Source organism: Azospirillum cavernae (genome assembly GCF_003590795.1).
Lineage (GTDB): Bacteria > Pseudomonadota > Alphaproteobacteria > Azospirillales > Azospirillaceae > Azospirillum > Azospirillum cavernae.
The window spans coordinates 1333326-1359329 of the sequence record NZ_QYUL01000001.1; the positions used below are offsets into that span (position 1 = coordinate 1333326).

The 26004-nt window shown below is 66.7% G+C and carries 21 protein-coding genes; 18 read left to right on the top strand and 3 right to left on the bottom strand.

The genetic code is table 11. The features are described 5' to 3' along the window. The first annotated feature begins 25 nt into the window (after positions 1–25). The 3 genes from D3877_RS06165 to pglX (D3877_RS30795) are packed head-to-tail and all read left to right on the top strand — an operon-like array spanning position 26 to position 5401. The gene (locus D3877_RS06165) at positions 26–814 is read left to right on the top strand and encodes a hypothetical protein (protein WP_147395090.1); all 789 of its coding nucleotides are present in this window, start codon (positions 26–28) and stop codon (positions 812–814) included. Further along, complete coding sequence (pglX, locus tag D3877_RS30790; RefSeq protein ID WP_147395091.1) at positions 804–2960, top strand: BREX-2 system adenine-specific DNA-methyltransferase PglX; 2157 nt, start codon at positions 804–806, stop codon at positions 2958–2960. The genes D3877_RS06165 and pglX (D3877_RS30790) overlap by 11 nt, the downstream gene beginning before the upstream one ends. After that, positions 2843–5401: a BREX-2 system adenine-specific DNA-methyltransferase PglX gene (pglX, locus tag D3877_RS30795; protein WP_119829819.1), complete on the top strand. Its 2559-nt coding sequence runs from the start codon at positions 2843–2845 to the stop codon at positions 5399–5401. The genes pglX (D3877_RS30790) and pglX (D3877_RS30795) overlap by 118 nt, the downstream gene beginning before the upstream one ends. A gap of 16 nt (positions 5402–5417) precedes the next feature. Here the strand turns inward: pglX (D3877_RS30795) and D3877_RS06180 are convergent, their stop codons facing one another. The 3 genes from D3877_RS06180 to D3877_RS06190 all read right to left on the bottom strand — a co-directional run bounded on the left by D3877_RS06180 (position 5418) and on the right by D3877_RS06190 (position 7336). Continuing rightward, positions 5418–5597, bottom strand: a complete 180-nt coding sequence (locus tag D3877_RS06180) for a hypothetical protein (RefSeq protein ID WP_119829820.1) — start codon at positions 5595–5597, stop codon at positions 5418–5420. 48 nt (positions 5598–5645) lie between these two features. Beyond that, positions 5646–6164, bottom strand: coding sequence for a DUF2442 domain-containing protein (locus D3877_RS06185; protein WP_119829821.1), 519 nt, complete (start codon positions 6162–6164; stop codon positions 5646–5648). A gap of 260 nt (positions 6165–6424) precedes the next feature. Next, positions 6425–7336 carry a LysR family transcriptional regulator gene (locus tag D3877_RS06190; RefSeq protein ID WP_119829822.1) on the bottom strand — a complete coding sequence of 304 codons (912 nt, stop codon included), beginning with the start codon at positions 7334–7336 and terminating at the stop codon, positions 6425–6427. A gap of 437 nt (positions 7337–7773) precedes the next feature. Between D3877_RS06190 and D3877_RS06195 the strand changes: the two genes are divergently transcribed. From D3877_RS06195 to D3877_RS06265, 15 genes are all read left to right on the top strand, one after another. Continuing rightward, a complete protein-coding gene (locus D3877_RS06195) occupies positions 7774–9435 on the top strand; it encodes a DUF1302 domain-containing protein (RefSeq protein WP_199720706.1) in 1662 nt (553 codons plus the stop codon). Between the two features lie 12 nt (positions 9436–9447). Further along, on the top strand, positions 9448–10806 hold the full coding sequence (locus tag D3877_RS06200) for a DUF1329 domain-containing protein (RefSeq protein ID WP_119829824.1): 1359 nt from the start codon (positions 9448–9450) through the stop codon (positions 10804–10806). Between the two features lie 68 nt (positions 10807–10874). Next, on the top strand, positions 10875–12035 hold the full coding sequence (locus tag D3877_RS06205) for an alpha/beta hydrolase family protein (protein WP_119829825.1): 1161 nt from the start codon (positions 10875–10877) through the stop codon (positions 12033–12035). A 16-nt stretch (positions 12036–12051) separates the two neighbouring features. Then, positions 12052–12999 carry a VOC family protein gene (locus tag D3877_RS06210; RefSeq protein ID WP_119829826.1) on the top strand — a complete coding sequence of 316 codons (948 nt, stop codon included), beginning with the start codon at positions 12052–12054 and terminating at the stop codon, positions 12997–12999. Positions 13000–13007: 8 nt separating this feature from the next. After that, entirely contained in the window at positions 13008–13373 is a 366-nt protein-coding gene (locus tag D3877_RS06215) for a Rieske (2Fe-2S) protein (RefSeq protein ID WP_119829827.1), read from the top strand. After that, the gene (locus D3877_RS06220) at positions 13370–14500 is read left to right on the top strand and encodes an FAD-dependent oxidoreductase (protein ID WP_119829828.1); all 1131 of its coding nucleotides are present in this window, start codon (positions 13370–13372) and stop codon (positions 14498–14500) included. Before D3877_RS06215 ends, D3877_RS06220 begins: the two co-directional genes overlap by 4 nt. A 90-nt stretch (positions 14501–14590) precedes the next feature. Beyond that, positions 14591–15631, top strand: coding sequence for an SMP-30/gluconolactonase/LRE family protein (locus tag D3877_RS06225; protein WP_119829829.1), 1041 nt, complete (start codon positions 14591–14593; stop codon positions 15629–15631). A gap of 12 nt (positions 15632–15643) precedes the next feature. Then, the gene (locus tag D3877_RS06230; protein ID WP_119829830.1) at positions 15644–16447 is read left to right on the top strand and encodes a cyclase family protein; all 804 of its coding nucleotides are present in this window, start codon (positions 15644–15646) and stop codon (positions 16445–16447) included. Between the two features lie 4 nt (positions 16448–16451). After that, positions 16452–17453, top strand: coding sequence for a fumarylacetoacetate hydrolase family protein (locus tag D3877_RS06235; RefSeq protein ID WP_119829831.1), 1002 nt, complete (start codon positions 16452–16454; stop codon positions 17451–17453). A gap of 79 nt (positions 17454–17532) precedes the next feature. After that, positions 17533–18558, top strand: coding sequence for a WD40/YVTN/BNR-like repeat-containing protein (locus D3877_RS06240; RefSeq protein WP_238474753.1), 1026 nt, complete (start codon positions 17533–17535; stop codon positions 18556–18558). 73 nt (positions 18559–18631) lie between these two features. Then, positions 18632–21088, top strand: a complete 2457-nt coding sequence (locus D3877_RS06245; protein WP_119829833.1) for an efflux RND transporter permease subunit — start codon at positions 18632–18634, stop codon at positions 21086–21088. A 47-nt stretch (positions 21089–21135) separates the two neighbouring features. Continuing rightward, a complete protein-coding gene (locus D3877_RS06250; protein ID WP_119829834.1) occupies positions 21136–22212 on the top strand; it encodes an aromatic ring-hydroxylating dioxygenase subunit alpha in 1077 nt (358 codons plus the stop codon). After that, complete coding sequence (locus tag D3877_RS06255; protein ID WP_119829835.1) at positions 22209–23165, top strand: PDR/VanB family oxidoreductase; 957 nt, start codon at positions 22209–22211, stop codon at positions 23163–23165. The genes D3877_RS06250 and D3877_RS06255 overlap by 4 nt, the downstream gene beginning before the upstream one ends. Positions 23166–23255: 90 nt before the next feature. Then, complete coding sequence (locus D3877_RS06260; RefSeq protein WP_119830820.1) at positions 23256–24206, top strand: NAD-dependent epimerase/dehydratase family protein; 951 nt, start codon at positions 23256–23258, stop codon at positions 24204–24206. A 32-nt stretch (positions 24207–24238) separates the two neighbouring features. Further along, a complete protein-coding gene (locus D3877_RS06265) occupies positions 24239–25990 on the top strand; it encodes a methyl-accepting chemotaxis protein (RefSeq protein ID WP_119829836.1) in 1752 nt (583 codons plus the stop codon). The last annotated feature ends 14 nt before the right edge of the window (positions 25991–26004 follow it).

Consider the following 26004-nt stretch of genomic DNA (forward strand, 5'->3'; position numbering starts at 1 on the left):
TTTACGCATGCAAAGGCAAAGGGGATTGCTCGTGAACGGTTGTTTGGACAAGGCCTTGTTGACGCGCCCGGCGCCGTCGGTTCCCCTCCTGCCCTTGACACACGCCACGCCCGCACGCTGGCTGCCGGGCATTCTGGATCAGGATGGCGGCACGCTGGCGGTTCATCACTGCACGACGCTGGGGGCCGATCTGGTGTATTTCTTCTACGGGCGGCCTGACTATTCCCCCAAGGACGCCGACGAATCCCATGACCGAAACGATCCCGCGCATGCCCCGGTCTACATGGTGCTCAGCCGCGACCTGATCGCCCAGGCCGCCAACATCTACCCCTTTGACACCGGCGGGCACAAACTTTACGAGGACCATGTCGGCGGCGATCCGGCGTGGCGAAACTACACGCTCGACCTCGGTTCCGACAGTGCCCGCCGCGTTGTCGAGTGCTTTTACGAGTCCAACTTCGATTATTTCGATTACAATCCGAAGGACTCCGTCGCCCTGGCGGGTGACCCGCCCGAGATGACCGCTTATCACGCCTTGATCACCAATCATGTCGAGCATGACGACGACGGTCGCCGTTCCGCCATCGAGGTGTCGCTCGCCGCGCCGGTGCGGCTGATGGGAACGTTGCAGGCGATCATCGTCCCGAATACGGTCCTGGCGAATCCGGCGATGAGGGATGCGATCAACGCGCTGAGCTGCAACCAGCTCGTCTACTCTCTGCCGGGGCGCTATTCCTGGCGGGGGTTCCGGGAAAAGATGCGAGACCAGATCCGTGGCTTCCTCGACAGCAAAGGTTGTTTCGATGCTCTATAAGTTGACTGGATTCTTCAATCCAACCGTCACGCATCCAACCTTCCTGACACCCATCTTCCTGTCGGGCAACCAATGGTACGTCCAGGAACTGGACGATGACGGCCGCACCCTGGCCTTTCACCCCACCGAGATCGTGTCGGCCGACCTGATCGGCCTGCCGCAGTCCCCTGCCCCGGACATCATCCAGACCGAAGGGGAGGACGGCTATTGGGCCTTCCAGGCATCCGCGACCGGGACGGTCCTCCACGGTCGTGGCAAGGACATGACGCGGTCGCTGAAAGGTTGCTTGGACGATCCCGCCGTCCTCGCCAGCCCGTTCGTCCATCTGGACATCGTGCGTTTCGTCGGCGACCGCGACCGGGAGGAGGCCGCGTTGCGCCGCGTGTTCGAAGATTTGGCTCTGCACTCGCGAGAGGATGCGGAGTTCTGGCGCGACCTGTCCATTCTGCTGCCCGCCGTGAAGGATGGCTTGCGCGGCATGAAGGACGAGGCGGTTTCCGAGGAACTGTACGAGCGCTTCGTGCGGATCGCATCGGTGCGGGTGGAGGGCAAGACGCCGTTCCTTCTGACGGGACAGGCGCTGTATGATTTCATCCACAATCGGCGCCCAACGTTTCGCACGGCGATGCGTGAGCCCAATCGCCTCGCCCGTATTTTCGATCTGAATGACGTGACGCCCAAGGCGCGCCCCGGCGGTCCCAAGGGCGTGTCACTGGAACCCCAATCTGGTCAGACGCCCGACACCGCCGACACCGCCGACGACGCCTCCGCCCCGGCGCGCCGGGGCACCGGCAAATCGCGGCTGTCTCTGCTGCGCGATCTGGTGAAGACGTTGGAGGTTAACATTCGGGAGCGGCTGGACGACGATCCGACGTTGAACGCGCCGCTGGACCGGGAATGGACCGACGCGCGTGAAGTCGGGCGGACGGCGATCAGCTTCCAGGAGTGGCGCAAGGGGGAGATCACCCAAGCAGCCGTGCATTGGGTGCTGTCGGCGGTGTTCGTCCGCTTCCTGGAGGACAACCGGCTGATCGACGACATCTGGCTGTCCGGCCCCACAGCGGAGCGGCGGGAGGCGGCGCGCGATCACCACCAGGAATTCGTCCGCCGCAACCCGTCCCTGTCGGACCGCGACTATCTGCTGGACGCCTTCCAGACTGTGGCGGGCCTGCCCGGCATGGGGCCGCTGTTCGACCCGCGGCACAACCCGGTCTGGCGGCTCCAGCCCACGGGCGACGGGGCAGAGGCGCTGATCGACTTCTTCCAGAAGCCGGACCCGGCCAGCGCCGCGTTGCTGTTCGACCTGACCCGGCCCGATCTTAACACCCGCTTCCTGGGCGATCTGTATCAGGATCTGTCGGAGGCGACGCGGGCGCGCTACGCGCTGTTGCAGACGCCGGAATTCGTCGAGGAATTCATCCTCGACCGCACGCTGGAACCGGCGGTGCGCGAGTATGGGCTGACGGATTTCCGCATCATCGACCCGACCTGCGGATCCGGGCATTTCCTGCTGGGGGCGTTCCACCGGCTGCTGGATCATTGGCGGACCGAAGATCCCAACGCTCCCCCCCGTGCGTGGGTGCAGCGGGCGTTGGGCAGCGTGCATGGCGTGGATTTGAACCCCTTCGCGGTCGCCATTGCCCGCTTCCGCCTGCTGATCGCGGCGCTGGCCGCCAGCGGCATCCACCGTCTGGAAGACGCGCCAGACTTCCCCCTGAACCTCGCCATCGGGGACAGCTTGCTGCATGGCCGCCATTTCGGGCAGATGGATTTGAGCCTGCAACGGGACAACACCAACCACGCCAAAACCCTGCGCCACGTCTACCACGCCGAGGATCCCGAGGCGCTGGCCCGCATCCTGGGCCAGCAATACCACGCCGTGGTCGGCAACCCGCCCTTCATCACGGTCAAGGACAAGGCGCTCAACCAAGCCTACCGCGAGCGTTTTTCCTCCTGCCACCGCGCCTACGCGCTGTCGGCGCCGTTCATCGAACGGTTCTTCGATCTGGCGATGGACGGGCGGCTTCAATGGATGCGGCTGACCAAGGCGGATGGGACGGAAAGCTTGGTCCGGCCAGGGGATCACTTGAAAAGGGCGACAGTGTGGGGCTGTCTTACCTCTCCTTCACTGGTCACGTCGGCCTGATCGTGTCAAATTCCTTCATGAAGCGGGAGTTCGGCAAGAAGCTGATCGAATCGGTGTTGCCGCAGTTCGACCTGACCGACATCGTGGACACCTCGGGCGCCTACATTCCCGGTCGCACGCCGACCTGCATCCTGTTCGGTCGGAACCGCGCGCCGCAGGGCGAGACCGTCAAGGCCCTGCTCGGCAAGAAGGGCGAACCCGGCAAACCCGCCGACCCCGCCCATGGTCAGGTGTGGACCGCCATCCTCGATCAAATCGACACGATTCCATCGGAATCCGACTTCATCACCGCTGCGGTCTTTCCGCGCGCCGCCTACGCCCGTCATCCGTGGAGCATTGGGGGTGGTGGGGCGATTGAGTTGAAGGAGCATATGGAGCGGGTGGCGAAGATGCGGCTGAAGGATGTTGTTGAGGACATCGGCTTTGGTGCTGTGACCCGCGAAGATGATGCCTATTTTATTGGAAAATCTGCGGCAAGAAGGAAAAAAATAAGCAAAAAATATACGCTTCCAGTAATAAACGGGAGCAACGTGCGTGACTATGCGATCTCGGATTCTGATCTTGGGATTTTCCCATATGACTCTGAGACATTGGATCCATATCTTGAAGATCCCATCTTGAAACATCTCTGGCCTTATAGAAATCATCTATCCAGTCGTTTAGCATATGGAAAAACACAAATTGATCGCGGTTTGTTATGGTACGAATACTCAATATTATTTAAGAAAAGATTTACAGCTATAGAGCCTATTTGTTTTGCACTTGAAACGTCTGGAAATCATTTCTCCACTCAATGGGACAGGGCTGTCTTCAACAGGACGGCCCCAATGATTGTTGTGCGTGAAACCCCTGGAAGTGGAATCAGAAGGGAACTTCTGAGTTTTTTGAACAGTTCTCTTGCATGCTTTTGGCTGAAGCAATCATTTCAGAATCGCGGAAGTGCCATTGATGACCTTGGGGCCAGACAAAGAACAGATCTCTTCGAGGTTTTCTATAATTATACCATAACGGGAATCGGGTCAATTCCTATACCTGACAAACTAGAAAAACACATATCCGGCCTTATTGACTCAAAGATGAAGAATTTTTCGAGATTTATGGAGAAAATTTTAGAATCAGAAAACGCCCCAAGCAGGCTTGATATCGATATTTTGATGCAAGATGCGATGCAAAGCCTAAAAACATCGATATCAATGCAGGAAGAACTTGATTGGTTGATTTACATGTCGTTCGGCATGGCAGATACCCCTGGCCTTATTGAAGTGAAGCGTCCCATCATCAACCTAGGCGAACGCGCCTTTGAAATCGTCCTTGCGCGCAAGATGAAGGCTGGCGACGTGGAAACGACATGGTTTGAACGCCACGGCTCCACGCCCATCACCGAACTGCCGGAGGATTGGCCCGAGGACTACAAGCGCATCGTCGAACGCCGGATCGAACTGATCGAGACCGATCGCTTCATCAACCTCGTCGAACGGCCCGAATACAAGCGGCGCTGGGCGATGGAGCCGTGGAAGGAGATGGAGAAGAAGGCGCTGAAATCCTGGCTGCTCGACCGGCTGGAGGACGCCCGCTATTGGTCGCACGGCGCCATCATCACCCTTGCCCAACTGGCCGACATGGCGATGGCCGACCCGGAGTTCCTGCAAGTCGCGACACTCTATGAACGCCGCGACGACCTCGACATCCCCGCCCTGATCGCCACCCTCGCCACGCCAGAAGCCGTTCCCTACCTCCCCGCTCTGCGCTACACCGACACCGGCCTGTACAAGCGCGAGGAGTGGGAGAAGACGTGGGAAAAGCAACGCCTTGAGGACGAGATTGATGAGGAGTTGGCTGCCAAGGTGAGGCAAATACGCGGAGCGGGCAAGAAGGGTCTCCCGAGCCTCGCCTTGAACCGAGGCCGTCTTTCTGGAGTTTCTGGGCGCTGGGGAAGTGCGGATGAACCCAGAATTCGGAAGGCTTACGACAATATAAAAGCAGAGAAAGTTGGCGACATCCTGCCGCCGCCCAAATACCGCTCCGCCGACTTCCAGCGCGCCGATTACTGGCGGTTGCGCGGCGGACTGGACGTGGCGAAGGAGCGCTTCATCAGCTACCCCGGCGCCGCCAAGGACAGCGACGGCACGCTCGCCATCGCCTGGGCCGGCTGGGACCATCTCCAGCAGGCCCGCGCGCTGTCGGCCCATTACCTGACCCTGAAGGAACAGGAGGGCTGGCCCGCCGACCGCCTCGCCCCGCTGCTGCTCGGCCTGCTCGACCTCGTCCCCTGGCTGCGCCAGTGGCACAACGACGTCGATCCCACCTATGACGCCCGCATGGGCGATCACTTCGACGACTTCGTCACCACCGAAGCCCGCGACCTTAGCCTGACTCTGGAGACTTTGCGCGGATGGACCCCGTCGGCGGCGACGAAGGGACGCGGACGCAAGAAGGGGTGAGCGGGGGGTTGGTGCATCAGGCCCGCGCGAACGCATCCATGCGGCGTTGGTGCACGGAGGCGGCGAGGAGCGGGGTGAGTTGCGCTTCAATCCGGTCGATCCACTCCGTCCGGCTTGCATGCCAATCGATCTTGATCGTCGCGGGGTTGATGTCAGCCTTCTGAGCGTTGCCATCCTCATCGTCGGCCATGGGCATCAGAGAATCCTCCGTGGAAGGGGCTTGTGTTGGCTTTCTGTTCCGCCGCTACTCGGCGGCGACCGGCGGACGGCCGTTGCGGCGGGGGCGGTAGCGGGCGGCGAACAGCACCGGGTCCTTCAGCACCGCGCGGCAGGCGATGCCGAGCATGGGCGGCACGGCGGTGGCGCCGGTGCGGTAGTTCGACCAGGTGTTCACATGCACACCCACCAGGTCGGCGGCTTCCTGGTTGGACAGGTCGAGGCGGTCCTGCCAGTCCACCAGCTCGGGCTGGCCGAAGACGCGCTGCTGCTCGGCGAGCAGGGCGAGGTTGAGGCTGTCAATCGCCAGATCCTCGTCGCCGCCCCACTCCACCGTGCTGTCGTCGGCCAGGGCGGCGGTGGCGAACAGGGCGGGGTCGCGCAGGCGTTGGAAATAGGGGTGCCCGGCCTCGAGCCAGCCGGACAGGTCGACGCGGTCGCTGCGGCCGTCGTCCCAGGTCACCACCAGGACGGCGCCGGGCGCGGGGGCCACCGCGCTCATGTGGGGGATCGGTCGGGGGCCTTGCGGCAGGGTGGGCGGGATCATGGGGCGCCTCCTTTCAGGCGAAGGGGATGGTGGGGTTCCAGGTGTTCCACTCGGTCACCAGGGCGGCGCGGTTGGCGGCGGCCCAGGCGAAGACCTCCTTGCGCAGCGCGGCGGGCAGGTCGCGGCGTCACCATCCTGAATCGCATGATCGATCAAGCACGCCCGAACTCCGTCCGCGCCGCCTGATCGAAGGGCGGGTCGGGCTTCGGTGCGTCCGCACACACCTCGCCGCACCAACACCTCCCGGCGCGGTTCACTTCTTATTGGGCTTGGATCACGCGCGCGGCCTCCTGCAAACGGTTGCGCAGCCATTTCAGGCCGGGATCCTGCGAGCGGTATTTGTGCCACTGCACCGTCTGCACCAGCGTGGGAATCTCCATCGGCGCGGGGAACAGGCGGATCGGCAACGCGCGCGCCGCCTGACGGGCGATGCGGGAATGCACCGTCGCGACGCAGTCGGTTCCAACCACCAGCGGGCAGAGGGTGAGAAAGCTGGGCGTGATCGCCGCAATCCGTCGCTCCATCCCGTACCGTTTGATGAACCAGCCTTCGTAGGAAATGCGGGCCGTGGAAAATTCGGCGATGATGTGCGGAGCCGCCAGAAACGCGTCAACGGTCAGCGTGTCGCCGAACGCCGGACTGTCGCGCCACACCACGCAGGAAAAATCATCCTCGTACAGCGGTTCGGACGGATGGCCGGGCGGGATGAACGCTTCCGGCATGATGAGCAGATCGGCGTCGCCGCTGGTCAGCATCGCTTCGGGCGAGCCGGTCTGGGGCAGGAAGCGGAAGGCGATGTGCTCGGCCTCCCGACGCACCAGCGACAGCAGGGCGGGAATCAACACTGTCGTGGTGTATTCCGACACCAGCAGCGTGAAGGTTCGTTTGGACTCCGCCGGGACAAAATCCGGCTGCACGGCGATGGCGGTGTCGATCCGCAACAGGATGTCGCGCACGGATTCCGCCAGGCTTTCGGCCTGCGGCGTCAATTCCATCTTGCGCCCGACCTGCACCAGCAGATCGTCGTTGAAGTAATCCCGCAGGCGGGCCAGGGCGTTGCTCATCGCCGATTGCGACAGGTTCAGACCGTCGGCGGCCCGGCTGACGTTCCGCTCCCGCAACAGGGCGTCGAGCGCGACGAGAAGATTCAAATCCAGACGCTTGAACCGCATGGCGTTCCTGAACCGCGAAACCGCTGGGTGTCGCGGATTGCTGGGGTTGCCCATCCTCGTTTGAGATGGCTGCCCCATGAGGTATTCACCGCATCAATATGTCAAATGGAAAATAATCATTAGTCTAAGCAATTTTTTGCCCCTATGGTTTTTGAAACAACAATCGAACCCGCAAGTTGCTCCCGGCCTTCCATCCGGTCAAGGCAGCGGCGTCGCAATCAAAACCCACAGGGAAGAGACAAACCATGACAATCCATCAAAGATCGTCACGCCAGACACTCTAAAGAAACCGGACATTCCCAGATCATCCTTGCGGTTTTCCTGCGAGAGTCTGGGGGGCTGATGGTTCCAGAAGCGTAGCGCCGCCAATCACACGGTCGTGATTGATCGATGGCGCGCGGCCGCTGCCTGGACACAATCATTCAATGGGGGGTCTCGTGAAGACTGTTGCAAAGCGGCGCGCGCGATGGGCGCGCCGGTCCATCGCCTGCGCCTTGGCGCTGTGCGCGGGGAGCGTTCTGGCATTGCCTGCGGCGCAGGCTTTTGAAATCGACAGCGGCAACCCCGAGGTCAAAATCCGCTGGGACACGACGGCCAAATACAGCGCCGCCGCCCGCGTCAAGGACGCGTCGTCCACGCTGAAGGGATCGGCGAATTTCGACGACGGCGACCGCAATTTTGATCGCGGGTTGATTTCCAACCGCGTCGATCTGCTGTCGGAACTGGACGTCATTTATCGCGGGTTCGGCGTGCGCGTCAGCGGCGCGGGCTGGTACGACACCGTTTACAACCGCTCCAACGACAACGATTCCCCCCTGACCGCGAACCAGCGGTCGGTGTCGTCGAGCAGCTTCACCAAGGACACGCAGCGCCTGCACGGCCGCAACGCCGAATTGCTGGACGCCTTCGCCTTCGGCAAGGTCAACATCGAGGACACGACCGCCTCCTTCCGCGTCGGGCGCTACGCCCTGCAATGGGGTGAAAGCCTGTTCTTCGGGGCGAACGGCGTGGCCGCCGCCATGGCCCCCATCGACATCGTCAAGGCGCAGTCGGTGCCGAACACCCAGTTCAAGGAGTTGATCCGTCCGGTCGAACAGGTGTCCGGCCAGTGGCAGATCTCCCCGGATCTGTCGATCGGGGCCTATTATCAGTTCCGGTGGGAGGAAAACCGCTTTGCCGGGTCCGGCAGCTATTTTTCCGCGTCGGACAATTTCGGGTCGGGCGCGGAACGGATGAATTTCGGCCCCTTCTGGGCCACCCGCGCCGCCGACATCCGCGCCAAAAACTCCGGCCAGGGCGGCGTTCAGGCGCGGTTCCAGATCGGCGAGACCGATGTCGGCCTCTACGCCATGCAGTATCACGACAAGTCGCCGCAGCCCTACCTGCGCGGCTTGATGACCGGGACCAGTCTGCCCAGCCAATTCCTGTGGGTCTATCCTGAAAACATCCGCACGGTCGGGGCCAGCTTCAGCCACACCATCGGCATTTTCAACATCGCGGGCGAAGCCTCGATGCGGACCAACATGCCGTTGGCCAGCAACGCGCAACTCGATCTGTTCGGCATCGTGCCCAGCCGGTTCGGCGGGCCAACGGCGGCGGGCGACAACGACGCGAACCCGCTCTACGCCGTGGGCCGCACCGCCCACGCGCAACTGTCCTGGCTGGCCAGCCTGCCGCCAAGCTTTGTCGCGGAGGAGGCCTCGTTCCTGGGTGAGTTCGCCTGCAACCGCGTGCTGAAGGTGACGAAGAACGCCGCCGCGCTGAATCCCAACGCCAACCGCGACGCCTGCAACCTGCGCATGGTCTATGAACCGTCCTACCGGCAGGCGCTGCCCGGTTTGGATCTGTCCGTGCCGGTCGGCTTCGGCTTTGGCATGGGCAATTCCGCCGCCCTGGGCACGGCGGTCAACGGCAACCGCGTCGGCGACCTCAGCATCGGCCTGAAGGGCGTCTATGAGAACACCTGGCAGATGGGCCTCAGCTACACCCACTATTTCGGCCCGGAAGGCGCCTTCGTCGACTCGCAGAACCACGTCTCCTTCAAGCAATCGCTGAAGGACCGCGATTTCGTCGCCCTGACGGTCAGCCGGACTTTTTAAGGAACCCCCAGAATGCAGACGCGTTATCCCCTGTGCGCCGCCATGGTCGCGGCGCTCTGCCTGGCTGGTCCGGCCGTCGCGCAGGTTTCGGCGGATCAGGTGGCCAAGCTGAAAACCAGCCTGACCCCGTTCGGCGCGGAAAAGGCGGGCAACAAGGACGGGACCATCCCCGCCTGGACCGGCGGCCACACCACCCCGATCGCGGGCGATGTTCCTGGCGGACGGCGCGGCGACCCGTTCAAGGACGAAAAGCCGCTGTTCTCGATCAGCCAGAAGAACGTCGGCCAATATGCCGACAAGCTGACCGACGGGGTCAAGGGCATGCTGGCCAAATACCCCGACAGCTTTCGGATCGACGTCTACAAGACCCACCGCACCGCCGCCGCGCCGCAATGGGTGTATGACAACACCGCCAAGAACGCCACCCGCGCCCGCCTGAACGGCGATCTGGTCGAAGGGGCCTATGGCGGCGTGCCCTTCCCCATCCCGTCCTCGGGCGCGGAGGTGATGTGGAACCACACCCTGCGGTGGCGCGGGACCGCCGCCCAGTGGCAGGTCACGCAATACCAGTTGACCAGCGCCGGCAACGCCGTGCTGACCACGGTCGGGGCCGCTGACCAGCAGATGCCCTATTACCTGCCCGACGGTTCGCCGGAGGAGTTCGCCAAGCGCGGCGAATATTGGATGGTCCGGTTGGTCAACAACGGCCCGCCGATCCGCGCGGGCGAGGCCATCGTCGGGCGCGAGCAGATCGACGGGTCCAAATCGCAAAGCTGGGTCTATCTGACCGGCCAGCGCCGCGTGCGCAAGCTGCCCAACCCGTGCTGCGACACCCCAACCCCGGCGACGGCGGGGGTGATGACCTTCGACGAGATCGAAAGCTTCACCGGGCGTCTCGACCGCTTCGATTGGAAGCTGTTGGGCAAGCAGGAGATGTACATCCCCTACAACGGCAACCGCCTGCTTCAACCGCAAAAGGACGAAGCGGTGCTGAGCGCGCACCATCTCAACCCCGATCATGTGCGGTGGGAGCTGCACCGGATGTGGGTGGTCGAGGCGACGCTGCGGGCCGGCGCCCGTCACCAGGCGACGCGCAGCCGCTACTACTGCGACGAGGACACCTGGGCCTGCGTGCTGGCCGACCGCTGGGACGCGAACGGCCAGTTGTGGCGCACCTTGTGGACGCAAACCTTCGTCGCCCCCGATCTGCCGGGAACCATCACCGGCGCGTTCGGGATGAACGATCTGCTGGGCGGGTCGGCCTATGTCGCCAACCTCTACAACGCCCAGCCGGTCCATTACGCGGTGAAGCCGCCCTTCCCGGATCGGGTGTTCACGCCGGACGCCATGGCGGGCGAAGGCGTGCGCTGACCCGGTCCAGCGGCCGGGCGGCGTCCAGCCCCCGGCCGCGTCCACCGAAATGACCTTCCGAGGATCCCATGTTTCGATACTTCCCCACCAACTACGGCTGGGACCTGTCCGTCAACCTCGCCTTGGAAATGGGCGCGCGCATCGGCGAGATCGCGGCGATGTGCGGGCCGTTGCAGGACGCCGCCAAACAGCCCGACGCCACCGGAACCCAGGCGTTCCGCGATGTCTGGGAAGCCATGGCGGACAAGCTCTGCGGGTTGGCGGAGGAGGACGAGCAGCAAGGCCGCCTGCTGTCGGCGGGCGAGAAATACAGCCGCGCGGCCACCTACCTCATCACTTGCGAACGGTTGCAGGCCCACGGCACGCCGGGACGGGTGGCGCTGTACCGCCGTCATCTGGAGCTGTTCCAGAAGGGGGTGGCGCTGTCGGGTGAAAACTGCGAGCGCGTCGAGATCCCCTATGGCGACACTCATCTGTCGGCCCTGTATGTGCGGGCGCCGGGTGTTGCCGGTCCGGCCCCGCTGCTGGTCCAGGTGAACGGGCTGGATTCGACCAAGGAGATGAAACACCGGGTCGGGCTGCCCGCTTGGTTGGCCAAGCGCGGCGTCTCCTCCCTCATCGTCGATCAGCCGGGCACGGGCGAAGCGCTGCGCCTCCAGGGGCTGACCGCGCGGTACGACAGCGAGCATTGGGCCAGCCGCGTCGTCGATTGGCTGGAAACCCGGCCCGAGGTCGATCCCACGCGCATCGGCATGGAAGGGGTGTCGCTGGGCGGCTACTACTGCCCGCGCGCCGTCGCCTTCGAGCCGCGCTTCGCCTGCGGCGTGGTGTGGGGGGCCAACCATGACTGGCGCGACGTGCAAAAGCGCCGTCTGGAGCGCGAGGGCAATTTCCCGGTTCCCCATTATTGGGCGCATGTCCAATGGGTGTGGGGGGCCACGGACATCGACGATTTCATGCGCATCGCCGAAAACGTCCATCTTGACGGCGTGCTCGACCGGATCACGGTTCCGTTCCTGGTGACGCACGGCGAAAAGGATTCGCAAATCCCGCTGAAATGGGCGCACCGCACCTACGAGCAGTTGGTCAACAGCCCCAAGCGCGAGCTGAAGATCTTCACCGACCGCGAAGGCGGCGTTCAGCATTCCAGCTTCGACAACAGCATCAACGCTGGCCATTACATCGCCGATTGGGTCGCCGAGACGCTCGGCGGTCGCACGGCACTTTGACGGCAGGGGACACCCGATGAACATTGTGGGACTTGACGCGCTGGTCTTCGGCGTCGACGACGTGGCCGATTGCGCGCGCTACCTGATTGATTACGGCCTGACGCCGGTCGACGTTGGCCCGGAGGGCGGGCGGTTCGAGGGGCTGGACGGAACCGCCATCCTGCTGGCCCGCCGGGACGATCCGTCCCTGCCGCCGCCGCTGCCGACCGCCAGCACCCTGCGCAAAACCATCTATGGCGTCGCCGACGCCGCCACGCTGGACGCCATCGCGGCGGAGCTGGGCCGGGACCGCGCGGTGCGCTGGTTGGCGGACGGATCGCTGGAGACGGTGGACGATCTGGGCTTCGCGCTGGGGTTCCGCGTCACCACGCCCCGCCCGCTGTCCTTCACGGCGGAGGCCGCCAACGCGCCGGGCGTGTCGGCGCAACGGCCGGTCAACGCGCTGGGCGTGGACACGAACGCCCCGCCGCCAAAGCCGCGCTCCCTCTCGCACGTCGTCTATTTTGTGCCCGACGTGGCGAAGGCGGAGGCGTTCTACGCCGACCGTCTGGGCTTCGTCACCACCGACCGTTTCACCAAGGTCGGCCCCTTCATGCGCCCGGCGGGGTGCCGCGACCACCACACGCTGTTCATGATCCAGACCCCGCCCTTCCTTCAGGGGTGCGAGCATTTCACCTTCCACATGGGCGGCCCGACCGAGGTTCTGGCGGCGGGGCGGCGCATGGTGGAGCTGGGCTATCAATCCTTCTGGGGACCGGGCCGCCACATCTTCGGGTCGAACTGGTTCTGGTATTTCAACAGCCCGTTCGGCTGCCACGTCGAATACGACGCCGACATGGACCACCACGACGCCGAGTGGGTGGCGCGCGAGGCGGAGGCCGGGGCCGACAGCTCGCAAGTCTTCCTGTTCCAGGCCCGCGAGCTGTGGTTCCCCAGCGGCCCGCCCCCGGCCAAGACGGCGTGAGGCGGACGATGGACGACGTGCCGCTGTGCCGGATGGACGAACTGCCGCCCAACGGCGCGCGCGGGTTCGATCCGCTGGGCGAGGGGCGCGACGCGCTGTTCATCGTGCGGCGCGGCGACACGCTGCGGGCCTACCGCAACCGTTGCCCGCATTGGCCGGGCGCGCCGATGGCGTGGCGCAAGGACGGGTATCTCAGCCCCGACGGCGGCCACATCGTCTGTTACGCCCACGGCGCGCGGTTTGACATCGACACCGGCGACTGCGTTCAGGGACCCTGTCCGGGCCAGTCGCTGCAATCCCTCCCTCTCATCCGTCGCGCGGACGGTCTGCTGCTGGTCCCGCGCGACGCCCTGGATTTAAGGACAGCATCATGACGTCGGTCGTTCAGAAGGCGCTTGTCACCGGTGGCGGGTTTTCCGGCATGTCGGCGGTCATCGAACTGCGCAAGCGGGGCGTGTCGGTCGATCTGGTCGAGATCGACGCGGGATGGCGCTCCTACGGCGCTGGCATCAGCGTCGGCGGGGCCACCCTGCGCGCCTTCCGCCAGCTTGGCGTTCTCGACCGCTTCCTGGAGGAAGGGGCCGCCAGCGACGGGGTGGACGCCTGCGCCCCCGACGGCGCCCATCTGGCCACCCTTCCCACCCCGCGCGTGGCCGGTCCCGAGGTTCCGGGCGGCGGCGCCATCATGCGCCCGGTCCTGGCCCGCATCCTGGCCGACGCCACCCGCGCGTCGGGCGCGTCGGTGCGGCTGGGGTGCAGCTTCGCGTCGATCAACCAGGACGCCGACGGCGTGACGGTCGCCTTCACCGATGGAACGACGGGCCGCTACGATCTGGTGATCGGGGCCGATGGCCTGTATTCCAAGGTCCGCGCAACGGTGTTCCCCGACGCCCCGGCCCCCGCCTACAGCGGCCAAGGGGTGTGGCGCGCCGTTCTGCCGCGCCCGGCGGAGGTGGAGCGCTGCGTCATGTGGGTTGGCCCGCAGATCAAGGTCGGCGTCAACCCGGTGTCGCGCGAGGCGATGTATCTGTTCGTCACCGAAAACCGCGCCGACAACAGCTTCATCGAACCGGACCGCTTCCTGCCGCTGCTCGACGGGCTGCTGGCCCCGTTTCCGGCCCCGCTGGTGCAGTGGATGCGCGGCCAACTGACGGCGGACTCCCACATCGTCTACCGCCCGTTGGAAGGCCTGCTGGTGTCGCAGCCCTGGCACCGTGGGCGGGTGGCGCTGATCGGCGACGCCGTGCACGCCACCACGCCGCATCTCGCCTCCGGGGCCTGCATCGGCATCGAGGACGCCCTGGTGCTGGCCGAGGAGTTGGAACGCGCCGACGCCCTCGCGGGCGGGCTGGAGGCGTTCCAGGCCCGCCGTTGGGAACGCTGCCGCATGGTGGTCGAAAACTCCCGCCGCCTGGGCGAGATCGAGATCGCCGGGGGCGACAAGGCCGAGCACGCCGCCATCATGCGCGCGTCGATGATGGCGCTGGCGCAGCCGATCTGATCCGAACCACGCCTATCCCCGCCCAATCCCCGCCAGCCTGATCCCCACAGGTCTGATCCAGCGGGGGCCAACCCAGCGGACACCCCCCTGATGACGACGACCCGTTCGTCCGCCGCCAACCCCTTGTCGGGATGGCGGGTGGATCCTGACGCCCTGAGTTACGTCGGTGTCGGCCTGCGCCGCCCGGAATGCATCCTCGCCGAACCCGACGGGTCGCTGTGGACGGCGGACGCGCGCGGCGTCGTCCATCTGCGGCCCGACGGGACCCAGCGCCTGATCGAAGGCCGCCCGGCGACCGCCGACGCCAGCACGGGCGCGGCGGACTCGCTGATCCTGGGCGGCTCCCTGCCGAACGGGCTGGCCTTCGACCGCAACGGCGATCTGCTGATCGCCAATTTCGGCACCGACCTGATCGAACGGATGACGCGCGACGGCGCGCTGTCCACCCTGTGCGACCGCATCGACGGCCAGCCGCTGGGCAAGACGAACTTCGTGCTGACCGACCGCCGTGGCCGGATCTGGTTCACCGTGACGACCCGGCAAATCCCCTGGACCCGCTCGATCAACGAGCGCACGGCGGACGGCTACATCGGCCTGATCGACGAGCGGGGCGCGCGCATCGTCGCCGACGGTTTTTGCGGCACCAACGAAATCCATTTCGACGCCGAAGAAGAGTGGCTCTACGTCGCCGAAACCAACGCCCGCCGCATCTCGCGCCTGCGCGTCGGGGCCGACGGCACGCTGACCGACCGCGAGGTGTACGGCCCCAGCGATCTGGGCGGCTTCCCCGACGGCTTCGCGCTCGACGCCGTCGGCAACCTGTGGATCACCCTGATCCTGACCGAACGGCTGATCGCCCTGACCCCGACGGGCGAGGTTCTGACCCTGCTCGACGATGGCAAGCCGGACGCGCTGGCCGCCTATGAGGCCGCCTATGACCAAGGAACGGTCACGCCCGCCCTGCTGGGGGCCTGCGCCGGAACCATCGCCCCGCTGATGGCCAGCGTCACCTTTGCCGGGCCGGATCTGCGCACCGTCTGCCTGGGCAGCCTGGGCGGCGACCGCCTGCCGGTCTTCCGCTCCCCCGTTCCTGGCCTGCCGCCCACCCATTGGCCCACCCGCGCGCCCTAGGAGTTCCCGTTCATGCTGCTCACCGCGAAACGTCGGCTGGTCGATCTGTCGATCTATCTGGAAAACGACGTGCTGTCGGATCCGCCGCCGCTGGCCCCGAAAATCACCTATCAACAACACGCCGACACGGTGCCGGAGTTTCTCCAGATGCTGCCCGGCGTGAAGGCGGAGGATTTCCCCGACGGCGAGGCGGCGGCGGCGGAATGGGTGACGCTGACCACCCACAACGGCACCCATCTGGACGCGCCCTGGCATTTCCATTCGACCATGGACGCCAAGCTGGGCGAGCGGAAAAAGTCGATCACCATCGACGAGGTGCCGCTGGATTGGTGTTTCCAACCCGGCGTGAAGCTGGATTTCCGGCATTTCCCCGACGGCTACGTCGCCACCGCCGCCGATGTGGAGCAGGAGTTGGACCGGATCGGCCACACGCTGCAACCGCTCGACATCGTGCTGGTCAACACCCGCGCCGGATCCCGCTACGGGAACAACGATTATGTGGGGGCTGGCTGCGGCATGGGGTACGAGGCGACGATGTTCCTGCTGGAGCGCGGCGTTCGCCTGACCGGAACCGACGCCTGGAGCTGGGACGCCCCCTTCTCCTACACCGCGAAGAAGATCGCGGAGACCGGCGACACCGCGCTGATCTGGGAAGGGCACAAGGCCGGGCGCGACATCGGCTATTGCCACCTGGAAAAGCTGCACAACCTCGAAGCGCTGCCGGGCGACGGCTTCCTGGTCAGTTGCTTCCCCCACAAGATTCGCGGCGCGTCCGCCGGTTGGACCCGCGCCGTCGCGATTTTCGAAGAGGTCTGATCCCATGAAGCTCGCCACGCTGAAAAACGGCGCGCCCGATGGCCGTCTGGTCGTCGTGTCGCGCGATCTCAGCCGCGCCGTGGACGCGGCGGTCATCGCGCCGACCCTGCGCGCCGCGCTCGACCATTGGGAGCGCTGCGAACAGGATCTGCGCGCCCTAGCCCACCGGCTGGAGGAGGGAACCGCCCCTGGCGCCTTTCCCTTCGATCCGGCGCAGGCGATGGCCCCCTTGCCGCGCTCCGGCCAGTTCGTGGACGCGTCGGCCTTCCTCAACCACGGCGCCATCATGGAGCGGGCCTACAACCTGACGGTCAAGAAGCAGGAGGGCGTTCCGATCCTGATCCAGCGCCAGAGCGACGATTTTCGCGGCCCCTGCGACGATTACCCGATGCTGAACGAGGAGGAGCAGGGCGATTTCGAAGGGGAGTTCGCCGTCATCGTCGGCGATCTGCCGATGGGCAGTTCCCCAGCGGCGGCGGAGCGGGCCATCCGGCTCGTCACGCTGTTCAACGACATGAGCATGCGCCGCCACCTGTTCGCCGAATTGCAGCTTGGCTTCGGCTTCATCAAGGCCAAACCGGCCACAGTCTTCGCGCCGGTGGCGGTGACGCCGGACGAGTTGGGCGACGCCTGGGTCGATGGCCGCCTCGCGCTGGATCTGCGCATCCACCGCAACGGCGACTGGTTCGGCAACCCCAACGGTCGCGAGATGGATTGGAGTTTTGGCGAGCTTCTGGCCCACCTCGCCCACAACCGCGATCTGCGCAGTGGCGCGATCCTGGGGTCGGGAACCGTGTCCAACCGCGACGCCGCGACGGTGGGGTCCGCCTGTCTGGCCGAACGGCGGGCGCTGGAGGTCATCGCCACGGGCGCGGCGACCACCCCGCCGCTGCGCTTCGGCGACCGGCTGCGGTTCGAGGTGTTGGACGCGGCGGGCCACTCGCTGTTCGGGGCCATCGACCACGCCATCGTCCCGGCGGCCACCCCGTCCACCGATCCCGCCTGACGCCCCCCGCGACGTGACGTCCGATGCCTCAAACCATGGTGAAATGATGCGACGGTGCAATGGAGCGGCGAGGATCGCCTTGGCGGGCGCGCTCGCCCTGGGTGGTTTCGCCTTCGCGGACGCGGCGCGCGCCGCGCCGGTGGCCGAACCGCTGGACCGCCCCGCCACGCTGGTCCGCCAACCCGAACGCGCCGCCTTCCAGGCCGTCGCCGCTGCGGGCGGGCGTCTGGTCGCGGTGGGCGAACGGGGCGTGATCGCCCTGTCCGACGACAAGGGCGCGAGTTGGCGTCAGGCCAAGGTTCCCGTCAGCGTCGCCCTGACCGCCGTGGCCTTCCCCACCCCGACACTGGGCTGGGCGGTTGGGCATTACGGCGTCGTGCTGCACAGCCGCGACGGCGGGGAAAGCTGGGTCAAACAGCTCGACGGCGTTGCGGCGGCCCGCATCGTCGCCGACAGCCTTCCGAAAGACGGTTCCTCCCACCGCATCGGACAACTGGTCGAGGAGGGGCCGGACAAGCCCTTCCTCGACCTCTTCTTCCCGACGGCGGAGACCGGCTTCATCGTCGGGGCGTTCGGCTTGGCGCTGCGCACCGACGACGGCGGCAAAAGCTGGTCGTCCCTGACGCTCGACCTGCCCAACCCGGACGGGCTGCACCTTTACGCCATCCGCGCCGGGGCCGACGCGCTCTACATCGCCGGGGAACAGGGGTTGTTGCTTCGGTCGGACGATGGTGGGCGCGGCTTCAACCGCCTGTCCACCCCCTATCGCGGCAGTTGGTTCACGGCGGTGGTGGACGTGTCCGGCGCCCTCGTGCTGGGCGGGCTGCGCGGCAACGCCTTCCGCTCCACCGACCGGGGGGAAAGCTGGCAACCGATCGACCTGCCCGCCCCGGTGTCGGTGACGGCGGCGAGCGGCGCGTCCGGTCGCCTGCTGCTGGCCAACCAGGCCGGGCAGATTCTGACGGCGCGCCCGGACGGCGGATCCATCGCTCCCCTGCCCACGCCGCCGCTGCCGACGCCGACGGGTCTGCTGGACAGCGGCGACGGCGGGCTGGTCGTCGCCACCCTGCGCGGTCTGTGGCGCGTGCCCCAGCCTAACCGCTGAGTCTGGCCGCTGAGACCGACCGCTGACCGGCGCGCCCGCCACCCCCTGAATCCTCCGACAGTCTGGAACCATCATGGCCGTTTCCCCCACCGTCGACCCAGCCGAGACACCGGACCTTGCGGCCTTCGATCCGCAATCCGGGTCTCGCGTCGAACGGGTCCTGTTCAACAACCGCCTGATCGTCGTGTGCCTGTGCGTGGTGATGACGCTGATTCTGGGGTGGCAGGCGTCCGCCTTGCGCTTGAACGCCAGCTTTGAAAAGACGATCCCCCGGCAGCACCCCTTCATCGCCGCCTACATGGAGCACCAGCAGGATTTGCGCGGGTTGGGCAACGCCGTGCGCATCGTCGTGTCCAACGGCGGGCGGTCGATCTACGAGGCGGCCTATCTCGACACGCTGCGCCAGATCAACGACGCCGTGTTCCTGACCCCCGGCGTGGACCGCAGCTCCATGAAATCGCTGTGGACGCCCAACACCCGCTGGATCGGGGTGACGGAAGACGGCATGGACGGCGGGCCGGTCATCCCCGACGGCTATGACGGTTCTCCCGCCAGCCTGGGGCAGTTGCGGGTCAATGTGGCGCGGTCGGGCGAGATCGGCCAGATCGTGGCGTTGGACGGCACGTCGAGCGCCCTTTATGTGCCGTTGTTGAGCGCGCTGCCCGACGGCGCGCCCTTTGACTACGCCGCCTTTTCCCAAAAGCTGGAGGAGATCCGCCAGCGCTTCGAACGGCCGGGGCTGACGCTGCACGTCACCGGCTTCGCCAAGATCGTCGGCGACCTGATCGACGGCCTGCGCGAGGTGCTGCTGTTCCTGGCCGTCGCCATCGTCATCACCACGGTCTGCGTGCTGTGGTTCACCCGCTGCGTCCGCTCCACCGCGCTGGTGGTGGTCAGCTCGATGACGGCGGTGGTGTGGCAGCTTGGCCTGCTGCCGACGCTGGGCATGGCGCTGGATCCCTATTCGATCCTGGTTCCGTTCCTGGTCTTCGCCATCGGCATGAGCCACGGCGCGCAGAAGATGAACGGCATCATGCAGGACATCGGGCGGGGCGCGCACAAATACATCGCCGCCCGCCTGACCTTCCGCCGCCTGTTCCTGGCCGGTCTGACCGCGCTGCTGGCCGACGCGGTCGGCTTCGCCGTGCTGCTGGTGATCGACATCCAGGTGATCCGCGAGCTGGCCATCGCCGCCAGCCTGGGTGTGGCGGTGCTGATCTTCACCAACCTCATCCTGCTGCCGATCCTGCTGTCCTACACCGGGGTCAGCGCGGCGGCGGCGGCGCGCAGCCTGAAGACCGACAACGCCCGCCAGACCACCGGCGTCAAGCATCCGGTCTGGGCCTTCCTCGACCGTTTCACCCGGCGCGATGGCGCCGTGGCGGCGGTGCTGGGCGGGGCGGCGCTGGCCGTCGTCGGGCTGTGGGGGGCTGAAGGGTTGAAGATCGGCGATCTCGACCCCGGCGCGCCGGAACTGCGCCCGGACTCCCGCTACAACCGCGACGTCGCCTACATCAACGCCCATTACGGGGCCAGCAGCGACGTGTTCGCGGTGATGGTGGAAACCAAGGGAGAGGGAAGCTGCGCCCGTTACGAGGCGCTGCGCCGCCTGGACGCCCTGGAATGGGAGTTGCGGCAACTGGAGGGGGTGGAGACCACCAACTCCCTGGCGCAGTTGAACCGCGACGTGCTGTCGGGCCTGAACGAAGCCAACCCAAAATGGGTGGAGTTGATCAAGAACCAGGCGATGCTGAATTTCGTGACGGCGGGCGCGCCGCGCGGCCTGTACAACGAAGCTTGCACGCTGCTGACCCTGTTCGTCTATCTCAAGGATCACAAGGCTGACACGCTGGACCGCGTCGTCGCCCGCGTCGAACGCTTCGCCGCCGACAACGACACGGCGGACATCCGTTTCCGTCTGGCGGCGGGCAGCGCCGGGATCGAGGCCGCCACCAACATCGTGGTCAAGCAGGCGTGGCGGCAGATGCTGTACCTCGTCTATGGCGCGGTGATGCTGCTGAGCTTCGTCACCTTCCGCTCCTGGCGGGCGGTGCTGGTGGCGGTGCTGCCGCTGATGCTGACCTCCGTCCTGGCCGAAGCGCTGATGGTGTGGCTGGGCATGGGGGTGAAGGTCGCCACGCTGCCGGTCATCGCGTTGGGCGTGGGCATCGGCGTCGATTACGCGCTGTACATCCTGTCGGTGACGCTGGCGATGATGCGGGCCGGGATGGGGCTGTCCGAAGCCTATTACCGGGCGCTGATCTTCACCGGCAAGGTGGTGATCCTGACCGGCGTCACCCTGGCCGCCGCCGTCGCCACCTGGGCCTTTTCCGACATCAAGTTCCAGGCCGACATGGGGATCCTGCTGGCCTTCATGTTCCTGTGGAACATGGTCGGCGCGCTCGTCCTGCTGCCCGCCCTGGCCTATCTGCTGCTGCCCGGCGGCAAGCCAGTGCGCCACGCCGAGGGTCACGCGCCATCGTCGCCTCCCTCGTCGCCGCCCGCCGCCTCCGCCCTGTCGACGCCGTAAGCGGATCAGAAGCCAAAAAACACGCCACCACAGAAGGAAGCCGTTCCATGGCCTATCTGATGAATTGCTGGTACGTCGCCGCCTGGAATCACGAGGTGACAAACGAACGCCCGCTGGCGCGCACCCTGTTGGATCGTCCGGTCGTTCTGTTCCGCGACGCCACCGGAACCGCACAGGCGCTGTTCGACCGCTGCCCGCACCGCTTCGCGCCGCTGTCGCTGGGCACGCTGGATGGCGACACCCTGCGCTGCGCCTATCACGGGCTTGAGTTCAACGGCGCCGGGGCCTGCACCCGCAACCCCCACGGCAACGGAACGATCCCCAAGGCGGCCAAGGTCGCGGCCTTTCCGGTGGTGGAACGGCACAGCCTGATCTGGATTTGGATGGGCGATCCGGCCAAGGCCGACCCGGCGGCGATCCCCGATTTCGCCTGCCTGGACCCGGACAGCCAGCATGTCGGCAAGCGGTATCTGCGGGTGAAGGCCAACTACCTGTTGGAAACCGACAACATCATGGATCTGTCTCACATCCAGTTCCTGCACGCCAGCACGCTGGGGTCCAACGCGGTGGCGCAGGCCACCACCGAGGTGAAGGAGGACGGGAACACGGTGTGGTCGCTGCGCATGACCCACGGTGAAATCATGCCCGCCTTTCTCTATCAGGCGATGGGCATCGAGTCCGGCATCCCGGTGGACCGCTGGATTGATGTGCGGTGGAACGCCCCGGCCAACATGCTCCTTCTCGCCGGGGCGGTGCCGGGCGGCCGCCCACGCGGCGAGGGGCGCGACACCCCGACCTGCCACCTGTTCACCCCGGAAACCGCCCGCACGACCCATTACTGGTTCAGCATCTCCTTCCCCAAGGCGATGGGTCCCTTTGGCGCGCAATTGGCCGAGGAGCAGATCGAGGGCCTGAGCGTGCCCTTCCGCACCGAGGATCTGCCAATGCTGGAAGCCCAGCAAAACGCCATCGGCGACGCCGATTTCTGGTCGCTGAAGCCGATCCTGCTGGCGGGCGACGCGGCGGGGGTCCGCGCGCGCCGTGTTCTGGAACGCCTGATCGCCGCCGAACAGACGGCCCAAGACGCCATCGCCAAGGCCGTGCCGGAGGCCGCCGGAGCATGATGGAGCTTACCGTCACCCGCACACGGATGATCGCCGAGGGAGTCCGCCTGTTCGAGCTGCGGCGCCCCGCCGGGGATCCCCTGCCTCCCTTCACGGCGGGCGCGCATGTGGAGGTGCGCGTGGCCGATGGAATCGTCCGTCATTACTCGCTGTGCAACACCCCGGAGGAGCGGCGCCGCTACGTCATCGCCGTTCTGCGCGAAGCCGCCTCGCGCGGCGGCTCCGCCGCCCTGCACGAACGGGTGCAGGAGGGCGACCGGCTGGCGGTTGGCGCGCCGCGCAACCTGTTTCCGCTGGACGAGACGGCGGGCCGGACGCTGCTGTTCGCGGGCGGCATCGGCATCACCCCGATCCTGTGCATGGCCGAACGGCTGCTGACCTTGGGACGGCCCTTCGCCCTGCATTACGCCGCGCGCAGCCAAAACCGCATGGCGTTCCGCGAACGGTTGACCGCGCCGCCCTTCGCCGGACGGGCGTGGCTGTGGTGCGACGACGCGCCGCCGGAGGAACGGCTGGACGCCCGGCGGATCCTGGCCGATCCGGCGGCGGACGCCCACCTGTATGTCTGCGGCCCGGCCCCCTTCATCGCCCACATCCTGGACACGGCCACCGCCCAGGGCTGGGCGGCGGACCGGCTGCACCGCGAGTATTTCGCCGCCCCGCCGCAGGCCGCCCCCGCGCAGGATGGCTCGTTCGAGGTGGAAATCGCCAGCAGCGGCCTTGTCTGCCGGGTTGGTCCCGAACAACGGGTGATCGACGCGCTGGCGGCCCATGGCGTCGAGGTGCCGGTGTCGTGCGAACAGGGGGTGTGCGGCACTTGCGTGACCCCGATCCGCTCGGGCATCCCCGACCACCGCGACCTGTTCCTGACCGACGCCGAACGGGCGGCGAACGACCGCTTCACCCCCTGCTGTTCGCGGGCGTTGAGCGGGCGTCTCGTGCTCGATCTCTGATCTTTTCCTTTTTTGCCCTTTGACCTGAACACGCCGCGCCGCGCGGTGGGCCGGACCATGGCCTGCGCGCGGGCGGCGGGGGTGGACCGCATGAAACACATCCTTGTCACCGGCGCGAACGGCTTCGTCGGCCAAGCGCTGACCCGTCGACTGCTCGCCGATGGCGCGTGCGAACGCCTGACCCTGGTGGATCTGACGCTCGATGACGCGCCGGACGACCCGCGCGTGCGCCGGGTGGCCGGATCCATCGCCGAGGACGGCGTTCTCGCCGCCGCGCTGGAGCCGGGCTGCGACGGCGTGTTTCATCTGGCCAGCCTTCCCGGCGGGGCGGCGGAACGCCAGCACGCGCTGGGGTTGGACGTCAATCTGCGGGCGACGCTGACGCTGTTGGAGCTGCTGCGCCAGCGCGCCGTCGAAAACCCTGGTCAACCAGCGACGCGGCTGGTCTTCACCAGCACCATCGCCGTCTATGGCTCCCCCCTGCCCGACCGGGTGGACGACGCCACGCCGACGCGCCCGACGCTGAGCTACGGCGCGCAGAAGCTGGCCGCCGAAATCCTGTTGAGCGATTACGGGCGGCGCGGTTGGGTCGATGGCTGCGCCCTGCGCCTGCCCGGCATCGTCGCCCGCCCCCCGGCCCCGAACGGCCTGTTGTCGGCCTTCATGAGCGAGATTTTCTGGGCGCTGGCGGCGGGGCGGCCCTTCGTCTGCCCGGTGTCGGCGCAGGCGGTCGCCTGGTGGATGTCGGTCGGGACGTGCGTGGACAATCTTCTGCACGCCGCCGGGCTGCCGCCCGCCACGCTGGCGGAGCGGCGCGTCTTCACCCTGCCGGTGCTGCGCCTGACCATCGCCGATCTGGTGGACGGGTTGGCCGCGCGGTTCGGCGAGGACCGCCGCCGCCTCGTCACCCACGCGCCCGATCCGGCGCTGGAGGCCGGGTTCGGGGCCTTCCCGCCCCTCGACGCGACGGCGGCGGCGGCGGTCGGCTTTCGCCATGACGGGGATGTCGGCGCGTTGATCCGCCGCGCCCTGGCCGCATGACCCCACAGGCTTGGAACAGGGAGGACCGCATCATGCGCGCGCTGCTCTCCGGTGGTCGGCGGTTGGCCGGTGCGGCGGCGGTGGCCGCCCGCCGTCTGGTCGCCCCGTGGAACCATCTGCCGATCGTGGTGAAGATCGTGGTTCCGCTGGTGGTGATGATGGGGGTGTCGCTGGCGATGTCGTGGTACGGCATCGCGCAAACCGGCCTCATCAAGGACGATTACCAGCGGGTGGTCGATCTGTCGGAACGCGGCAAGGCGGCGTATGTCGCCTCCGGGGCCGTCCGCTCGATCAGCGGGCTGGTGCGCGAGATGGTCGTCGAAGAGGATCCCGAGAATCTCGATTTCCTCGCACGCGATTTGGACGCGCTGAAGGCGACCTTCGCCAGCAGCGCCGACAGCCTCAAACGCATCCTGCCCCAGCGCGACCAGGACATCGAGTCCGGCGTCAGCCAATTCACCAACCTGATGGCGATCGTGGAGGAGGTGCGGCGGGAGGTGGCGGCGGGCAACCGCAGCGCCGCCGCCGACATTCTCAGCAGCGGGCGTCTCGACCTCACCGTCGCCATCTCCCAGTTCGAAGGCTTGAGCGCGGACGTGCACAAGGCCATCGACGCCGCCGATCAGGCCGCCCAGGCCCGCTACGACGACACGGTGCGCGTGACCGTCGCCAGCGGCGCCGCCGGGGCGCTGCTGACGCTGGGGGTGGCCCTGCTGCTGGCGCTGCATTCGGTGTCGCGGCCGTTGGAACGCACGGTGCGGGCGATGACGCGGTTGGCCGATGGCGAACTGGGCATCCCCATCCATGGGGTGGAACGCCGGGACGAGATCGGCGCGACCGCCCGCGCCGTGATGGTGTTCCAACGGGCGATGCGGGACGCCGAACGGTTGCGCGACGAACAGGAGCGTTTGCAGGCCCAGGCCGAAACCGACAAGCGCCGGACGCTGGAGCGGCTGGCCGACAGCCTGAAGGCCGAGGTGGCCGAGGTGGTCCAGTCCGTCGGCGCGGCGGCCTCGCGGATGCGTCAGACGGCGGACGAGCTGGCGGCGGTGGCGGGCAACGCCAACCGCTGCTCGACCTCCGCCGCCGGCAGCGCCGGGCAGGCGGCCAAAAGCGTGGATGTGGTGGCCGAGGTGGCCGAACAGCTTTCGGCCAGCATCCGCGACATCGGCGAACGGGTGGTGGCCTCCGAACGGATCGCCGAACACGCCGTGGCCGGGGCGCGCCGCTGCGAGGCGGCGATGGACGAGCTGTTGACGGCGGCGGAACGGGTTGGCGAGGTGGTCCGCCTGATCGACGCCATCGCCGGACGCACCAACCTGCTGGCGCTCAACGCCACCATCGAGGCCGCCCGCGCGGGCGAGGCCGGGCGCGGTTTCGCCATCGTCGCGCAGGAGGTGAAGGCGCTGGCGCGCCAGACCTCCGACGCGATCCTGGGGGTGGAGCGGCAGATCGACGGCATCCGCGCCGCCGCCGCCAAGGCCGCCGAGGCCATTCACGGCGTCGGCGGCGTCATCACCCGCATGTCGGAAATCTCCGGGGCGATCAGCGCGGCGGTGACGGAACAAAGCCAAGCCACCCAGGACATCGCCCACAGCGCCAGCCGGGCGGCCAACGGCGCGGACGACGTCCGCGTCATCATCGACGAGGTGATGCAGGGGGCCAGCGACACCGGCGCCATCGCGGATCGGGTGCTGGCGGCGGCGGACGGGCTGGTCGGTGAATCCACCCGGCTGGGCGTGGCGGTGGACTCCTTCGCCGTGAAGGTCCGCTCCGCCCACTGAGGGTCCCTGGTCGC

Excerpts from the sequence above, each read along its gene's own strand:
- pglX (WP_147395091.1), top strand. The coding sequence starts at position 804 with ATGCTCTATAAGTTGACTGGATTCTTCAATCCAACCGTCACGCATCCA.
- pglX (WP_119829819.1), top strand. The coding sequence starts at position 2,843 with ATGGATGCGGCTGACCAAGGCGGATGGGACGGAAAGCTTGGTCCGGCC.
- D3877_RS06180 (WP_119829820.1), bottom strand. The coding sequence starts at position 5,597 with ATGCCCATGGCCGACGATGAGGATGGCAACGCTCAGAAGGCTGACATC.
- D3877_RS06185 (WP_119829821.1), bottom strand. The coding sequence starts at position 6,164 with ATGATCCCGCCCACCCTGCCGCAAGGCCCCCGACCGATCCCCCACATG.
- D3877_RS06190 (WP_119829822.1), bottom strand. The coding sequence starts at position 7,336 with ATGCGGTTCAAGCGTCTGGATTTGAATCTTCTCGTCGCGCTCGACGCC.
- D3877_RS06200 (WP_119829824.1), top strand. The coding sequence starts at position 9,448 with ATGCAGACGCGTTATCCCCTGTGCGCCGCCATGGTCGCGGCGCTCTGC.
- D3877_RS06205 (WP_119829825.1), top strand. The coding sequence starts at position 10,875 with ATGTTTCGATACTTCCCCACCAACTACGGCTGGGACCTGTCCGTCAAC.
- D3877_RS06210 (WP_119829826.1), top strand. The coding sequence starts at position 12,052 with ATGAACATTGTGGGACTTGACGCGCTGGTCTTCGGCGTCGACGACGTG.
- D3877_RS06215 (WP_119829827.1), top strand. The coding sequence starts at position 13,008 with ATGGACGACGTGCCGCTGTGCCGGATGGACGAACTGCCGCCCAACGGC.
- D3877_RS06220 (WP_119829828.1), top strand. The coding sequence starts at position 13,370 with ATGACGTCGGTCGTTCAGAAGGCGCTTGTCACCGGTGGCGGGTTTTCC.
- D3877_RS06225 (WP_119829829.1), top strand. The coding sequence starts at position 14,591 with ATGACGACGACCCGTTCGTCCGCCGCCAACCCCTTGTCGGGATGGCGG.
- D3877_RS06230 (WP_119829830.1), top strand. The coding sequence starts at position 15,644 with ATGCTGCTCACCGCGAAACGTCGGCTGGTCGATCTGTCGATCTATCTG.
- D3877_RS06235 (WP_119829831.1), top strand. The coding sequence starts at position 16,452 with ATGAAGCTCGCCACGCTGAAAAACGGCGCGCCCGATGGCCGTCTGGTC.
- D3877_RS06245 (WP_119829833.1), top strand. The coding sequence starts at position 18,632 with ATGGCCGTTTCCCCCACCGTCGACCCAGCCGAGACACCGGACCTTGCG.
- D3877_RS06250 (WP_119829834.1), top strand. The coding sequence starts at position 21,136 with ATGGCCTATCTGATGAATTGCTGGTACGTCGCCGCCTGGAATCACGAG.
- D3877_RS06255 (WP_119829835.1), top strand. The coding sequence starts at position 22,209 with ATGATGGAGCTTACCGTCACCCGCACACGGATGATCGCCGAGGGAGTC.
- D3877_RS06260 (WP_119830820.1), top strand. The coding sequence starts at position 23,256 with ATGAAACACATCCTTGTCACCGGCGCGAACGGCTTCGTCGGCCAAGCG.
- D3877_RS06265 (WP_119829836.1), top strand. The coding sequence starts at position 24,239 with ATGCGCGCGCTGCTCTCCGGTGGTCGGCGGTTGGCCGGTGCGGCGGCG.